16 protein-coding genes, 2 tRNA genes and 1 other annotated feature are annotated in these 15,928 nt (G+C 30.8%); of the genes, 14 read left to right on the top strand and 4 right to left on the bottom strand.

Translation table 11 applies throughout. The features are described from left to right. The first annotated feature begins 27 nt into the window (after positions 1-27). A complete protein-coding gene (locus KPL38_RS04830; RefSeq protein WP_312884151.1) occupies positions 28-972 on the top strand; it encodes an IS3 family transposase in 945 nt (314 codons plus the stop codon). Between the two features lie 123 nt (positions 973-1,095). Here the strand turns inward: KPL38_RS04830 and rimI are convergent, their stop codons facing one another. The 3 genes from rimI to tsaE are packed head-to-tail and all read right to left on the bottom strand — an operon-like array spanning position 1,096 to position 2,706. Then, complete coding sequence (rimI, locus tag KPL38_RS04825) at positions 1,096-1,545, bottom strand: ribosomal protein S18-alanine N-acetyltransferase (protein WP_216287717.1); 450 nt, start codon at positions 1,543-1,545, stop codon at positions 1,096-1,098. Further along, the gene (gene tsaB / locus KPL38_RS04820) at positions 1,538-2,251 is read right to left on the bottom strand and encodes a tRNA (adenosine(37)-N6)-threonylcarbamoyltransferase complex dimerization subunit type 1 TsaB (RefSeq protein ID WP_216287715.1); all 714 of its coding nucleotides are present in this window, start codon (positions 2,249-2,251) and stop codon (positions 1,538-1,540) included. Before tsaB ends, rimI begins: the two co-directional genes overlap by 8 nt. After that, entirely contained in the window at positions 2,248-2,706 is a 459-nt protein-coding gene (gene tsaE / locus KPL38_RS04815; RefSeq protein ID WP_216287713.1) for a tRNA (adenosine(37)-N6)-threonylcarbamoyltransferase complex ATPase subunit type 1 TsaE, read from the bottom strand. The genes tsaB and tsaE overlap by 4 nt, the downstream gene beginning before the upstream one ends. 191 nt (positions 2,707-2,897) lie before the next feature. Here tsaE and KPL38_RS04810 point away from each other — a divergent pair, with 191 nt between their 5' ends. The 13 genes from KPL38_RS04810 to KPL38_RS04750 all read left to right on the top strand — a co-directional run bounded on the left by KPL38_RS04810 (position 2,898) and on the right by KPL38_RS04750 (position 13,619). Beyond that, positions 2,898-3,518, top strand: coding sequence for a CBS domain-containing protein (locus tag KPL38_RS04810; protein ID WP_216287710.1), 621 nt, complete (start codon positions 2,898-2,900; stop codon positions 3,516-3,518). A gap of 134 nt (positions 3,519-3,652) precedes the next feature. Next, positions 3,653-3,728: transfer RNA gene (locus KPL38_RS04805), tRNA-Trp, on the top strand. A 21-nt stretch (positions 3,729-3,749) separates the two neighbouring features. Continuing rightward, positions 3,750-3,825: transfer RNA gene (locus KPL38_RS04800), tRNA-Trp, on the top strand. A gap of 113 nt (positions 3,826-3,938) precedes the next feature. Continuing rightward, complete coding sequence (locus KPL38_RS04795; protein WP_216287707.1) at positions 3,939-4,919, top strand: NAD(P)/FAD-dependent oxidoreductase; 981 nt, start codon at positions 3,939-3,941, stop codon at positions 4,917-4,919. Between the two features lie 197 nt (positions 4,920-5,116). Further along, positions 5,117-5,382 (top strand) — a binding site (T-box leader). Between the two features lie 155 nt (positions 5,383-5,537). Next, positions 5,538-6,449: a cysteine synthase A gene (gene cysK, locus KPL38_RS04790; RefSeq protein ID WP_216287705.1), complete on the top strand. Its 912-nt coding sequence runs from the start codon at positions 5,538-5,540 to the stop codon at positions 6,447-6,449. Between the two features lie 187 nt (positions 6,450-6,636). Continuing rightward, positions 6,637-7,221 (top strand): serine O-acetyltransferase EpsC, encoded by a 585-nt coding sequence (gene epsC / locus KPL38_RS04785; RefSeq protein ID WP_216287703.1) that lies wholly within the window; start codon positions 6,637-6,639, stop codon positions 7,219-7,221. Between the two features lie 14 nt (positions 7,222-7,235). Beyond that, a complete protein-coding gene (gene queG / locus KPL38_RS04780; RefSeq protein ID WP_216287701.1) occupies positions 7,236-8,228 on the top strand; it encodes a tRNA epoxyqueuosine(34) reductase QueG in 993 nt (330 codons plus the stop codon). A 38-nt stretch (positions 8,229-8,266) separates the two neighbouring features. Then, on the top strand, positions 8,267-8,974 hold the full coding sequence (locus tag KPL38_RS04775; protein ID WP_216287699.1) for a lysophospholipid acyltransferase family protein: 708 nt from the start codon (positions 8,267-8,269) through the stop codon (positions 8,972-8,974). 243 nt (positions 8,975-9,217) lie between these two features. After that, positions 9,218-9,847, top strand: a complete 630-nt coding sequence (gene nth / locus KPL38_RS04770) for an endonuclease III (protein ID WP_216287696.1) — start codon at positions 9,218-9,220, stop codon at positions 9,845-9,847. Next, positions 9,837-10,460: a DUF1836 domain-containing protein gene (locus KPL38_RS04765; protein ID WP_246577813.1), complete on the top strand. Its 624-nt coding sequence runs from the start codon at positions 9,837-9,839 to the stop codon at positions 10,458-10,460. Before nth ends, KPL38_RS04765 begins: the two co-directional genes overlap by 11 nt. Positions 10,461-10,494: 34 nt before the next feature. Then, on the top strand, positions 10,495-11,739 hold the full coding sequence (pepT, locus tag KPL38_RS04760) for a peptidase T (RefSeq protein WP_216287695.1): 1,245 nt from the start codon (positions 10,495-10,497) through the stop codon (positions 11,737-11,739). Between the two features lie 351 nt (positions 11,740-12,090). Continuing rightward, positions 12,091-13,308, top strand: coding sequence for a S1C family serine protease (locus KPL38_RS04755; RefSeq protein ID WP_216287694.1), 1,218 nt, complete (start codon positions 12,091-12,093; stop codon positions 13,306-13,308). Between the two features lie 119 nt (positions 13,309-13,427). Then, the gene (locus KPL38_RS04750; RefSeq protein ID WP_216287693.1) at positions 13,428-13,619 is read left to right on the top strand and encodes a hypothetical protein; all 192 of its coding nucleotides are present in this window, start codon (positions 13,428-13,430) and stop codon (positions 13,617-13,619) included. Positions 13,620-13,809: 190 nt separating this feature from the next. Here KPL38_RS04750 and KPL38_RS04745 read toward each other — a convergent pair whose 3' ends face one another. Beyond that, a complete protein-coding gene (locus tag KPL38_RS04745) occupies positions 13,810-15,801 on the bottom strand; it encodes a fructose-1,6-bisphosphatase (protein ID WP_216287692.1) in 1,992 nt (663 codons plus the stop codon). Between the last annotated feature and the right edge of the window lie 127 nt (positions 15,802-15,928).

Raw genomic sequence — 15,928 nt, 5'->3', positions numbered from 1 at the left:
GGAAAACTGGAACCCAAATATCTTGCTGTGCAGTATTTTAAACAAGAAAAGGAATGGGATATACTTTGGATGTGCAAACAATTGAATATTTCACGTGCTGGTTATTATAAATGGATTCATCGGGATAAACCAGCTAATGAAGTAGAAAATGAACAGCTTGTCTTATGGATAAAAGAATACCATGAAAAATTTAAGCACACCTTGGGCTATCGAAGAATGCGTAATTACATTAACAGAGATAAAAACAAGCATTACAGTAAGCGTCGTATTCAGCGAATTATGCGTGTACTTGGAGTAAAATCTGTAATACGAAAGAAAAGAAAACCATATCGTCATTCAACACCACAAACTACGGCAGAAAATGTTTTGCATAGAGAATTTGAGGCAACGAAACCTAATGAGAAATGGGGAACTGATGTAACAGAATTTAAGGTTCCAATGAGTAATAAGAAAGTATATCTAAGTGCAATACTTGATTTTTATGACAAATCTGTTGTGTCATATGTTCTAAGTAATCGAAATGATAATAAATTGGTATTTGATACTTATGATTTAGCATTAACCCATAATCCAAAGGGCACACCGCTTTTTCACAGTGACAGAGGATTTCAATATACAAGCAAAGTATTCCAAAAGAAACTGAAAGAGCAAGGTATGACGCAGTCAATGTCTAGAGTTGGATGCTGTATTGACAATGGACCGACAGAAGGATTCTGGGGGATTATTAAAGCAGAAATGTATTACGTCTCGGAGTTTTGTAACGAGAACGAATTACGCCATGCGATAGAAGAATATATAGACTATTATAATAATTACAGGTATCAGGAACGCTTTAACAATTTAGCACCTATAGAGGTTCGAAAGGCAGCATTTAATAGTAAACAGCCGCTTCAATATCCGATACCAGATAACAAACGAATACAAGCCTATAAGGCAGAATTAGAAAAGAAGAAACAGAGACAAAGTGCATAAGAAATGCGACCAATAAAGTGGTCGCATCAACTTATACTCTTTTAATTATTTAACCTGTCTACTTGACAGAGGTCAGTTCAAGCAGGTGTCCGTTTTTATATTAGTTTTTGTGTATTTGGTATATTATAAGTGTCGGTTCCACATAATTATTGCATCTTCGCCATTATCTTCATAATAATGGCTCCTAAGACCTTCTTTTTCAAAACCATATTTTTCATATAGGTTTATGGCTACAAAATTTGAACTTCTAACTTCTAAGGTTATACCTATGATTTTATGTTTTCTACAGAGCCTAAATAAAGCTTCCACAATTATGTTTCCACCTCCATGACCACGAGCCTCCGGGTGAATCGCAATATTAGTAACATGAGCCTCATCTAGAATAAGCCACATTCCACCATAACCTACTATAGTATTTCCCATTTTTAGTACAACATATTTAGCAAATTTATTATCTAGTTCACTTTGAAGTGACTCCAAACTCCACGAAATAGGGAAGCTTAGATCACTAATATTGAGTATATATTTAATAGATGATGAATCCATTGGATAAATTTTCAAATCGTTATTCATTTTTCTTTTGCCTCATTTTTTCTTCGTACTCACGCTCGGCTTGAGGTTGTCTAAGGTAAATAGGCACAGAATCATATAAATTGTCGAATGTTCCATTAGATAAAAGTTTAAGACCTAATTCTCCGAGAGATGATGCTTTAGCTAAATTTAAATGAGCGGGTGCAAAGCATACCTTTGGTAAACTAGCAGTAAGTCTTTCTTTGAATTTTATGGTTCCATCTCCAACAAAGGAAATATTACAATCTTTTTCTTTAAGAATGTTTATTAATTCATTTATAGAAATATTAGCGTAGTCATTAATGCGAACAAGCTCAAAATTTTTGAAAGTATATAAGGCTGTATAAACATTATCTCTTAAAGCATCTAGTATTGGACAAATAATTCCGTCAGTATATGCTAAGTTATATGCTAAAGAATCCAATGTAGATACAGTCACAAAAGGTTTCTTGGTACCTTGACTTAATCCTTTGATAGTGGCCATACCTATTCTAAGACCGGTAAATGAACCAGGCCCCTTAGAGACTACAAATGCATCAATATCATCTATATTCATTTCTGTATTGCTAAATAATTCATCAATTATTGGCATAAGTATTTGAGAGTGTTGTTTTTTATAATTAAATGTAATTTCACCAAGTACTTTATTGTCATCGAGAATTGCACAAGTTGCTGATTGTGTAGCAGAATCTAAACTTAAAATTTTCATAGTTTAATCTCCTTTATGTAATCATATCTTTTATCTGAATATTCAATGTTAATTTTCCTATAATTATCCCCAAGTTTGGGTAGTTTTTCTATAGTAATGGTTAGTTTGTTAGGCGGAATTAGTTCTTCAATATAATTAGCCCATTCAATGATACTAACCCCATCACTAAATATATATTCATCAAAGCCTATGGCTGCTATTTCATCAGGGTCGTTTACCCTATATACATCAAAATGATATAATTTTAATCTTCCTGTATATTCATTTACAATCGTAAAAGTAGGGCTTGTAATATTGTCTTTAATATCTAAGCCTTTAGCAATTCCTTTTGTTAAATGAGTTTTACCAGTGCCTAAGTCACCAATCAAACAAATTATGTCACCTGGATTTACAAGTGATCCTATTAATTCTCCTATTTTATAAGTTTCGTCTACTGTAGTTACTGTGTATTCCATAAGTTTCACCTCATTAAATATTTTATCCTAAATTCTAAAAAAAGAAAAGGTAATATAGGAGTTTGTATGCAACATAAATATTTTTTTAAATAAACATGTAAAATATTTTTTAAAATTAAGACAATTGGTTATACTTAAATTACAAAATAAGGTATAATAATAATATACACTTAAGTTAAGGAGGCAAGAAAATGTTTGTCAAGAATTTGATGTTGTTAAAAGGAAAATTAACTACGGTAACACCAAAGGTAACAATAGGTAAAGCTCTAGAAATTATGAAAAAAAATAAATTTTTATCAGTTCCTGTGGTTGAGGGCAATAAGTTTTATGGAGCTATTTCAAAAGAAAAAATTTATGCTTATTTTTATGAAAAAAGTATTGACAAAAGTTGTTTGCTAACTGATTTTGTAGTTGAAGATGTAATGAGGACAAATGTACCAGTTATTGATCCAATGCGACAAGTGGAAGAAGCAGTGCATCTGCTAGAAACAAAAAGTGTTTCATTTGTTGCTGTAGTGGATAATAATGGTGAGTTTGTAGGCATAGTTACACATAATGCTATATTTCATCAATTCACTGAATTGTTTGGAGCTGATAAAGGAAAAAGATTAGCTGTTATATCTTATGATATACAAGGTCAAATCTCTAAACTTACAAAAATAATAACAGAAAATAAAGGCGACATAATTAGTTTTGTAGTTATAGATCCTAAAAGTCTTACAGAGGTCAAAGAAATTATTTTAAGACTTAAGACCTCAAATTTTGAAGGAATAGTTGAAAAGATAAAAGTTGCGGGTTTTAAAGTACAATAAACTTGTTATAGTGGAATAAATATTAGAAAACAGGAAACATGGAATGATATAGTTATTCCGTGTTTCTTAATAAACGGGAGCAAGAAAAAATATTGCATTTTTTTGAATTGCATGATATAATATAAATGTATTTTAGGGGTATAGCTCAGTTGGTAGAGTAGTGGTCTCCAAAACCATTGGTTGTAGGTTCGAGCCCTACTACCCCTGCCATTTTTATTAAAAAGTTAATATAGGGATATGGCTCAATTGGTAGAGTAGTGGTCTCCAAAACCATTGATTGTAGGTTCGAGCCCTACTATCCCTGCCAAACTTAACCTGTGAAATTAATTTCACAGGTTTTTATGTTTTTTTATTAAATTTATGATTAGGCATCTATTTGAGACAATATTATAAAGATGTCTTGCAACTGGAGGGTATGCAATGTATACATATGACATAGTAGTTATTGGCGGAGGGCCAGCAGGCCTTTCAGCTGCTATTTCAGCTAAAGAACACTGTAAAGGCAATATCTTAATTTTAGAAAGAGAAAAACGATTAGGAGGAGCCTTAAATCAGTGTATCCATAATGGTTTTGGTAACAATATTTTTAATGAAAATTTGACAGCACCAGAATTTGTACAGAAATATGTAGATAAAGTTAATGAACTAAATATTCAATATAAGCTAAATACTACGGTTTTGAATTTAAATAAAACTAAAGAAATTAACGCAGTGAATTCCATTGATGGAACTTTTAGAATTGGAGCTAAAGCTATAATAATTGCTTCTGGGTGTAGAGAGAGACCAAGAGGATTTTCGAATCTACCTGGCAGTAGGTGCGCAGGTATTTATACCGTGGGGTGTGCACAAAAGTTTATAAATATTGAGGGTTATATGCCAGGTAAAGAAATAGTTATATCAGGCACAGGAGATTTAGCACTAATAGTAGCTAGAAGACTTACAATTGAAGGGGCGAATGTCAAGGCTGTAGTTGAAAATAAAGAGTTTATTGATGCAAAAGATAAAAAACTTAGTGATTCTCTTAGTGATTTCGATATACCACTTAGGATGAAACATAAGGTGATTTCTATTCAGGGTAAAGGTAGAATTGAAGGTGTTACTCTTGTAGAGTTAGATAGTGATAACAAAGTTATTAAAGATAGTGATGAGTATATTTCTTGTGATTCATTGCTTTTGTCTGTAGATTTATATCCTGATAATGAATTAGCGAAACAAGTCAATATACTTGTTAATTCATCAACCGGACAAGTTGAGTTAAATGAAAAATTTGATACTAACATAAAGGGAATTTTTGCTTGTGGAGCTGTGGTTAACGGGTATGACCATCCTGAAAATGTGGTAAAACAAAGCTACAATATAGGAACTTATGCTTCAAAATATGCAAATAAAGTTGGACTATAGTAGGTTGAATTTCTTATTTATGTATATAAATTATAAGAAGAAACTGTTAGTTTAATTCTAACAGCTTTTTTTATTATAAATTTTCAGCATACAAAAAAGTTATTCCAAAAAGAAACAATTTAAATGCTATTGACATATATTAATCTTAAGAATATAATTAAGAAAAGTAATTCATACTGAAATACTAGGAAATAATAAAAAATACTGAGAAAAAGGAAAGTAATATAAGAAGAATTTACAGAGAGAGAATCTAAAGTTGAGAAGGTTCTTATTGGAAACTTTTATGAAGTGCCCTTTGGAGTTATGCACCGAAATAGTCACAAATTTGTGACTTGAGTAGGCTGCATCGGAGTTCGCCCGTTATAGCGATAGAGCATAACGTTGTGCTTGAAAAAGTGGCTTTATAATCACTTTAGTGATTATAACTTAGAGTGGGACCACGAAGCAAAACTTCGTCTCTAATAATTGAGGAAGTTTTTTTTGTACCCAAAAATCATTTAAATAATACACTAATAACTAGATATGTGCCACTTTTTCATTTTAGAAAATTGTACTAATGTTTAAATATGGATAGCGTTTTAAGGCAAATTACTTATTTTAAATTGGAGGGATATTATTATGATGTTTAACAATGTTTTAGATATGATAGGAAAAACACCTGTTTTAAAATTAACTAGGTTAGTAAAAGATGATATAGCTGATATTTATGTAAAGCTAGAAAAATATAATCCAGCTGGAAGTATAAAAGATAGAGCAGCACTTGGAATGATAGAGAAAGCTGAGGAACTCGGAGTACTAAAAGAAGGATTTACTGTAGTTGAGCCAACCAGCGGAAATATGGGAATAGCTTTGGCTATGATAGGAAGAATCAAGGGATATAATGTAATTATTGTAATGCCAGACAGCATGAGTGTTGAAAGAAGAAACTTAATTAAGGCATATGGAGCACAACTTGTGCTTACTGATGGTTCAAAAGGAATGAAGGGTGCTATAAATAAAGCTAAGGAATTAGCAGAGGGAAAACCTGATTATTTTGTACCACAACAATTTGTTAATATAGCAAATCCAGATAAACATTATGCAACTACTGCAGAAGAAATTATTAGTGATGTAGCTGATGTCAATGTTTTTATAGCTGGAGTAGGAACTGGCGGAACAATAACTGGGGTAGGCAAAAGATTAAAAGCATTTAATAAGGACATTAAAATAGTTGCAGTTGAACCAGCAAGATCACCTGTATTATCAGGAGGAGAACCAGGTCCACATAAAATACAAGGAATAGGAGCGGGTTTTACACCAGATATATATGATAGCAGCGTTGTTGATGAAATAATAAAAATAACTGATGAAGAGGCTTTCGATATAGCAAGAAGAATGGCAAAAGAAGAAGGTATATTGGTAGGAATCTCAACAGGAGCTAATATTGCAGCAGCTATAAAAGTTGCTAAAAAATTAGGTAAGGGTAAAAAAGTTGTTACTGTTGCACCTGATGGAGGAGAAAAGTATATTTCAATGGGGTTATATGACTAGAATTTTATGATGGTTAAAACATTTATTTCTACTCTATAGATAAATAAGGTACATCAGGATAAGTTAACATACTGATTTTTTATTTATTAAATGTGCTTAGTATGAGTGTTTAAGAATATCCAAATTTATATGCAAATATATAGATTTGGATATTTACATACTATAAATCTATAGGAGGAATTTTGATATGTTTAAAAGGTTAAAATATGATATTAACAATATATTAGAAAAGGATCCAGCAGCTAAAAACTGGATTGAAGTAATATTATTATATCCGTGCATTCATGCTATTATTATATACAGAGTAGCTCATTTTTTGTATAATCATAAACGATATTTCATGGCTAGGTCTATATCTCAATCAGCTAGATTTTTTACTGGAATAGAAATTCATCCAGGGGCAATAATAGGAAAAGGACTATTTATAGATCATGGGACAGGAATAGTTATAGGTGAGACCACAGAGATTGGAGACAATGTTACATTGTATCAAGGAGTAACACTTGGTGGAACAGGTAAGGATGTAGGTAAAAGACATCCTACATTAGGAAATGATGTTATAGTAGGGGCGGGTGCAAAAATATTAGGCCCAATTGAAATAGGAACTGGTAGTAAGATTGGCGCTAATGCTGTAGTTTTGAAAAATGTACTACCAAAAGCAACGGCTGTAGGAATACCTGCTAGAGTTATTTTTGTGAATAAATTGACAATAATTGAAGTTAAAGACTATGCAGGGAATACTAAAAAAATATATAATGATATGGTAATATAAAAGGAAATGACAATATGAGTAATAAAGAAAAAATAATAAACTTTTGCAAAATTAATGGGTTAGACGCAGTAGGATTTAGCGAATGCAGAATTTTTCATGAGCTAAGTCCTTATTTTAATAAAAGGAAAAAACAGGGATTAGAAAATGAGTTTGAAGAGCCGATAGTAGATAAAAGGATAAACCCATTTATATATATGTTAGGTGGGAAAACTATAATTTCTATTGCATTTCCCTATTTATACAATCTAGATAAAGATCAAAATACATATTTTTCAAAATATACGCAAAGCAGGGATTATCATATTGTTACAACTAAGTACATGGAGAATATTTGTAAATTTATTGAGGGCATGGGTGCAAAAGCTATAAGTTTGGTGGATAGCAATTCATTACCAGAGAGATATATTGCTAGTATGTCTGGAGTAGGATTTATAGGGAAAAACAATACTTTAATAACACAGAAGTATGGGTCATATGTTTTTTTAGGAGAAATTATAACAGATTTAGTAATAGAGCCTGATGCACCTATAAAGAATAATTGTGGTAATTGTAATATATGTTTAGAATCATGCCCAACAAATTCAATAGTTGAGGGTGAATTAGGAATAAACAATAATGCAAATACATGTTTATCTTATATAACTCAAAAAAAAGATATAGATGACTGCTGGTTTGATAAATTGAATGGCAGAATATTTGGTTGTGATACTTGTCAAAGTGGATGTCCTTTTAATAAAGAGATTAAATTTAGTACCATAAAAGAATTTAGACCTTATGAATATATGGAAAAAATTGATTTGAAAGTTTTAATGAACATTGATAATAAGTTATTTAAGGATAAGTATAAAATAACCTCATGTGGGTGGAGAGGCAAAAATATAATTAAAAGAAATGCAATAATTAGTGCGATTTATATTGAAAAAAGTAAAATTATAAGTGCAAAGGGAGATACTTCACCTTATATAAGAGATTATTATTATAGACTTTTAAAGCATTTCAAATTATAATAATTGTATAGTTATTTTTTATGAAAGGTGGAATTTAGATGCTTTCGCAAACGGTGTTAAAGATAATAGAACTTTTTCCAGATAGAGTTGTATCACTTATAGCAAATAAATTAATAGATTCATACATTAATAAGTATGCAAACATTAAAACTTCTGGTATGGAGACGATTAAAGACATAAAATCTCCTATAATTTTTATATGTAATCATTTAAGCAATGCAGATGGTATAGTTATGAATAAATTATTAAAAGACAACAATGTAACATTTGTTGCTGGCGTAAAGTTAACAGACAACAAACTTACTAAATTAGGCTTTTTCGTTGCAAAAACTATACAATTAAAACCTAATTCTGCAGATAAAGAAGCTATATCTAAAATTGTTAATACTCTAAAACAAGGTAACAACATTATGATTTTTCCTGAAGGAACGAGAAGTAGAAATGGCAAAATGATAGAGGGAAAAAGAGGCCTTATATTAATGGCTAAATTATCAAAGGCAACAATTGTTCCAATGGCTATTTGGGGTACGGAAAACCTATTACCAATTGATGATAAGGATATGGCATCAGAAAAGTTCCATTATGCAGATGTAAATATTAATATTGGTGGTCCTATTACGCTTGCTAGTAAAAATCAAGATGAAGATAGAAATGATTATTATGATAGGGTTATGCATGAAATAATGTCAAGTATAGCTGTGATGCTTCCAGAGAAATATAGAGGTGTATACTCCGATTGTAAGTAATTAAAAATAATAGAATAAATATTATACTATAGAGTAAATAAATATAAAAATTTTAAAATTAAAGTCAATATTTCAAAGTTAATACTATGCGTTGTTTACCCATGTATGAGGTTAACAGCGTATTTTTATTAAATATTAAAATCTTAAAATATTTTTATATAAATTATGGAAAAAAATGAAAAGAAGAAGATAACTTAACAGTTTTAGAATATATAATTATATTAGTAAAAAGCAGGTGTTTATGTGAATAAAAAAAGAACTAAAACAGTGTTAGATATTCTTAATGAAACATATTCTGGGGCAAAGTGTGGTCTGGATTTTACATCACATTATGAGCTTTTGGTATCAACGATTTTGTCAGCTCAATGCACAGATGTAAGAGTGAATATTATTGCAAAGCAGTTGTATAAGGAATACAATACGCCAGAATCTATGATTACTTTGTCTGCCATGCAATTAGGTGAAAAAATTAAAAGTTGTGGATTTTATAATAATAAGAGCAAAAATATTTTAGGTGCTACAAAGATTATATTAGAAAAACATAATGGGAAGGTGCCCAATACGATGGAAGAACTAATAAAGCTCCCAGGGGTTGGAAGAAAAACTGCTAATGTTGTTTTATCTAATGCTTTCGGTATTCCAGCAATTGCGGTAGATACTCATGTTTTTAGGGTATCCAATAGAATTGGGCTTGCATCAGGTAAAAATGTTGAAATAGTTGAACAACAACTTATGAAAAATATTCCTAAAAAAATGTGGAGTGATGCTCATCATTTTATTATATGGCATGGACGAAAAATATGTAAAGCTAGGAAACCTAACTGTGAAATATGTCCTATAGCTCCTTATTGTGAATATTTGAATGGAAAATGAAATGGAGGTGAGTGAGGAACTAATGAATTATAACAAGGAAAGCCTTAATAAATTGGTTGAAGAAATTATAGGGTCAAAAGATATAAGTATAGTAGAAATACCATGTGTGGATTTGTATATGGATCAGGTTACAACGTTTTTTAATGAGAAGTTGGGAAGTCTTAAAAGAAATGAAGAAGATAAAATTCTTACAAAAACAATGATTAATAATTATACTAAAGGAAAGGTTTTGATGCCTGCAAAAAACAAGAAATATACTAAAGAGCATATTATTCTACTGACTCTTATTTATAATATGAAGCAAACAATATCAATTAGTGATATTAATACAATATTTGATCCTATAATTGATTTAAAAGCTCCTAAAAGCCTAAAAATACTATTAGAAGATTTATATAATGATTTTTTGGATATTAAAGAAGTACAAAATAAAGAGTTTGCACGTGACATAAATAAAGACAGTGAATTTATTAAAGCAAAAATTAATGAAATGGGAAAAGAAGATGGAGAGTTAATAGAATTAATACTAATGGTTTTGTTACTTATAAATAAGGCTAATTTGCAAAAAAGAATGGCAGAAAAATTAATTGATAGTTTTTTTAAAAAAGAATAACAAATTATATTAAAAAATATAAGGGGATGTGAACATGTCAAAAGTTGTAGAAAAATTTTTAAAGTATATAAGTTATGATACTAAATCTAATGAGGAATCAACTACTGTTCCAAGTACAAATGGGCAAATGGTCCTTGCGTTAGAATTAGTTAGTGAATTAAAAGCAATGGGTATAAAACAGGTAAGCGTAGATGATAATGGATATGTAATGGCTACAATTCCATCGAATGTAAATAAGGATGTACCTACTATAGGTTTCATTGCGCATATGGATACTTCTCCAGATATGTCAGGTAAAGATATTAAAGCTAAATTCGTTTACGATTACGATGGCGAAGATATAATATTAAGTGAAGAAAAGAATATAATACTATCACCAAAGGATTTTCCTGAATTAAAAGACTATGTTGGAAAAACTATTATTACTACTGATGGAACCACATTACTTGGAGCTGATGACAAGGCTGGAGTTTCAGAAATAATGGCGGCTGTTGAATATTTAATGCAAAATCCACTTGTTCCACATGGTGCTATTCGTATTGGATTTACGCCGGACGAGGAGATAGGTCGTGGTGCGGATATTTTTGATGTGAAAAAATTTGATGCGGATTTTGCATACACTATTGATGGAGGAACTATTGGCGAACTCGAGTATGAAAATTTTAATGCTGCAGGAGTAAAGATTTGCATTCATGGAAGAAATGTTCATCCAGGTTCAGCAAAAGGTAAAATGATTCACTCGTTACTTATAGCTAACGAATTTATAAATTCTATGCCACAAAATGAAACACCAGCGACTACGGAAGGTTACGAGGGATTTTATCATCTAATTAGTCTTAATGGTGAAGTTGAGGAAACAAAACTTCAATATATTATAAGAGATTTTGATAATAAAAACTTCGAAACCAGAAAATCATTTATTAAGAATGTAGCAGATGAACTAAATGATAAATATGGTCAGGGGACAGTAGATATTCAAGTTAAGGATCAATATTTTAATATGAAAGAAAAAATAGAGCCAGTTAAACATATTGTTGATACTGCATTTTTGGCTATGAATGAAGTAGGAATAAAGCCTATCATGCAACCTATTAGAGGTGGTACAGATGGCGCAAGACTATCATTTATGGGACTGCCAACTCCAAATATATTTGCAGGTGGACATAATTTTCATGGAAAATATGAATTTATACCTACATTTGCTATGGAGAAAGCGGTTGAAGTAATACTTAAGATAATTGAGTTATATACTGATAAATCATCTCCTAGGTCGCTGTAACGAATTCAGAAGGAGATTTAAACTTAACTTATAGAAGTGGGAGACTTTCCTTTTGAAATGTCGTTAAATAGTATATATTATGAAGCTTAGAAATCATTATAATTTGATATAGTGGTTTCTTTGTTTTAATTAAAAAAAGTATCTATTGATACAATGCTTTTATTAAAAGTTTGTTAACAAATTTGTCACCAAATTGTAACATAAGAGTTTTAAAATATAATAGAAGATAAAAGTTGAAAAATTACAAATATGTTAAAATAGAAATAAGAATATGAAATTATATTTTATAATAAGAAAACGATAATCAATTATCTATATTTGCTCGCAGAGATAAAGGGGGAGGAAAATATTATGAAAGAGGATAATAATGGGATAGATACAACAAATGAGAATATAAATGACAGCGAAAATACTTACGAAAGTCAAATTAATAGTATAAATGAGAAAAATTTTAAAAAAAACAAGGGTGGAATGAGAAATAGAATAGTATCCTACATAATTATTGGTGTAATATGTTCAACGCTAGGGGGTGTGGGTTCAGCTATAGTTACAATGAATCTAATGAATAATGCTAATGATACAACTAGCCCTAAAGTAGCTAGTACAAAGGTATCTAGTAATGCTAAAGCAAGGCTTATTACTAGTAATAGTACGCAAGACTTAACTGTCCCTGAGATTGTAAAAAAAGTAAACCCTTCAGTTGTTGCAATTTCTACAAAAAGTACTAGCGCAGGTACTAATCTTACTGGGAAGACATCAGAGCAAGAGGGTGTAGGTACAGGGATAATATTTAATAAAAATGGATATATTTTAACAAATTATCATGTTATAAGTGGTGTTAAAAATGTTAAAGTTACACTTAGCAATGGAAAAGAAGTTTCTGCAGAAGTAATTAATTACGATTCTGCATCTGATATAGCAGTAATTAAATTGGCCAATAATACTAAAGTTCCAGGTGTGGCTGAATTTGGAAATTCAGATGAACTTCAAGTAGGAGAATCGGTGGTAGCAATAGGAAATCCTCTAGGGAAAGAGTTCTTAGGATCTGTTACAACAGGAATTGTGAGTGCACTTAATAGGCAAGTAAGTATTGAAAACAAGAACCTCAGATTTATACAAACAGATGCAGCTATTAATCCAGGTAATAGTGGGGGACCACTTGTAAATAATAAAGGCCAAGTTATAGGAATAAACACAGCTAAAATAGGAGAAGAGGGTGTAGAAGGATTGGGTTTTTCAATACCAATTAACACAGTTAATCCTAAAATCGAGACCTTGGTTAAACCAATGCTTAATATAGGAATTACTTGTAGAGACATTACTAAAGATATGTCTAAGCAATATAATATTCCAGTTGGAGTATATATATCACAAATTCAAGAGTCTAGTTCTGCAGAAAAATCTGGTATGAAAGCCGCAGATATAATTACAGAGTTTGCTGGCGAAAAGATTAAAACTGTAGATGATTTAAATAAAATTAAAGCGACTCATAAAGCCGGAGATGTAGTTAAAATACAATTAACTAGAAATGGTAAGATAATAAAGATAAATTTAACACTTTCAGTATAGAAAGTTAGGGATTATATTAATATAATTCCTAACTTTTTTTATTATTAATCAAATTTAAATTTAAAAATACATAAAAAAACAAGTTTTGTGGGAAAATATTAATGAAGGAGTGATATAAAATGGAAATGAATACAAGAGACACAATTATGAAAAAATTATTAGATGCGCAAGAAAACACTAGAGATTATCAATCATTTGCAAGAGAGGTATCGGAAGAAGAAGTAAGTAATACATTTAGGGAATTTGCAGAACAATCTGCAATGCAAGCTCAGAAATTACAACAATTGTTAAGCATGCAAGATGGAAAGTAGAAACAATAGATATACCAATTAAATTAATTATAACTTATACTGTGTTGTAGGTTTAATAAAAATAAAGCCATTTGCCGATTAACGGCAAGTGGCTTTGATTTTAGATGGTTGCCGATTAACGGCAAGTGGCTTTGATTTTAGATGGTTGCCGATTAACGGCAAGTGGCTTTGATTTTAGATATTATCAGTGTTACCGCTGTTCTTTTATAAGACCTTTTCTATAGGCTGTAAGAAGTCTCTCTAAATCTTTAATTTGATCTTTTATTTCAAGACCTACATCTGTATCTATTACACGAATACGATTCGTAGATTTTTCTAGAACTATAGTGGAAGAAATAATATCTTTGCCTTCTTCAATGGCCTTTTGGGTAGACTCAAAAGGAGCATGTGATGCCAAAAGTAATCCATATGAATTATATATAAGAGTATATCCTGCTATGCCTGTTTGCGGCTGGTAGGCTTTAGAAAAACCACCATCGATAACTAAAAGCTTACCATTAGCTTTTATAGGGCTCTCGCCTTGCTTAGTTTTTACGGGAACATGACCATTTATAATATGCGAATCAGTTGTACTTAATTCAAATTCAGTTAATATATTATTACAGACTGTTTCATCATCTCTATATTTATAGTAAAAATTTTTAACTTCAGTATGTGAAGCTTTATCATCTATAAAATACCTTTCAAATGTAGCCATTTTATCTTTTCCAAATAAAGGAGAATTACAACCACACCACAAATACCATATGTTATCCATTGCATAAAGCTTAGATTTTGAATTGGGCTTTCCAAAGTAGGCCTCTCTTGCTAAACGTTCAGTTCTATCTATATAGGATTTGCCACTGTAAACTATGTTATCTATTTTCATCTTTTTAAAACTACCATCCTCGCTTAGAGAAATACAACCATGGTATAGCAAATTAGAGTTATATTTTAGATACATGCTACCCTTAGTGTATAAAAAGCGTATATGTTCTTGGAGTTTTTCACTATTCAAGAAGGAGGATTTAAGCTTATCAATAAGTTCCTTTTCATCTTGAGTTAATTTATAAGGATCTTTAGGGTCTATAGTTGGGAAATTAGTATCGTTTAGTTTATATTTTTTTCCATCAACATCAACGGTGCCGCTTTCAAAGTCAATTTTATCAAGAAGTAATCTGGATTGCATCTCATAATGAGGGCGTCTTTTTATTATTTCACCTTCAAGTTTGAATTGAATTATAGATATAGCCTTATGCATTCGTGACATTAAAGTAAGGTCTTTTTCTCTATAATTATTCTCAGAAAAAACTTTAGGTTTAAAGGAGTTACATGGATCATCATTATAAAAGTCTAAAGCAAATGTCGCGAGTGGCAATAAGTTAATACCATAACCTTCTTCCACTGTATCTAAATTTGCATATCTTGTTGAAATACGAAGAACATTAGCAATGCAACTCTCACAGCCAGCGGCAGCGCCCATCCAAAGTATATCATGGTTACCCCACTGAATATCAATAGAATGGTAGTGCATAAGAGTATCTAAGATTATATGGGCTCCAGGTCCTCTATCATAAATATCTCCAATTATATGGAGCCTGTCTATAGTAAGTCTTTGTATTAGGTTTGATATTGCAATTATAAATTCGCGGGCTCTACCAATTTTAATTATGGTTTCAATTATTCCGTTATAGTATTCTTGTTTATTAAAGGTGCTTTGTTGTTCATGAAGCAATTCCTCAATAATGTACGAGAAATCTGGAGGTAGTGCTTTCCTTACTTTAGATCTAGTATATTTAGAGGAAATGATTCTACAAAACTCAATAAGTTTATAAAGAGTAATTTTGTACCAATCGTCTATGTCCGCTTCTTCTTTAAGCGATATTTCTAATTTTTGTTCAGGATAGTATATAATTGTTGCTAGTTCTTTTTTTTCACATTCTCTTAGTGAATTGCCGAAAATATCGTTTATCTTTCTTTTAATTACGCCGGAAGCATTCCTAAGGACATGAGAAAAAGACTCATATTCGCCGTGAATGTCTGAAAGAAAATGTTCAGTTCCTTTTGGCAGATTTAAAATAGCCTGAAGATTTATAATTTCTGTACAGGCATCTGAAATTGTAGGATACTTGCTAGATAGTAATTTAAGATATCTTAAATCTTCTTCTAAAGTTTCAACAGATGTATCACTAGAAAATATCATTTTTGACTCTCCTTTATAATTTTATGGCCATAGTACATATAATAATAAGGTTACGATTACAGCATAATAACATTATATGTTATTGTAATACTAAAACCAAATATTTTTCTTTTAAGTGAGGATTAAC

Source organism: Clostridium psychrophilum (assembly GCF_018861705.1).
GTDB lineage: Bacteria > Bacillota > Clostridia > Clostridiales > Clostridiaceae > Clostridium_AD > Clostridium_AD psychrophilum.
The sequence above is the reverse complement of the archived record's forward strand: the minus strand, read 5'-3'. Positions and strand labels throughout refer to the sequence as shown.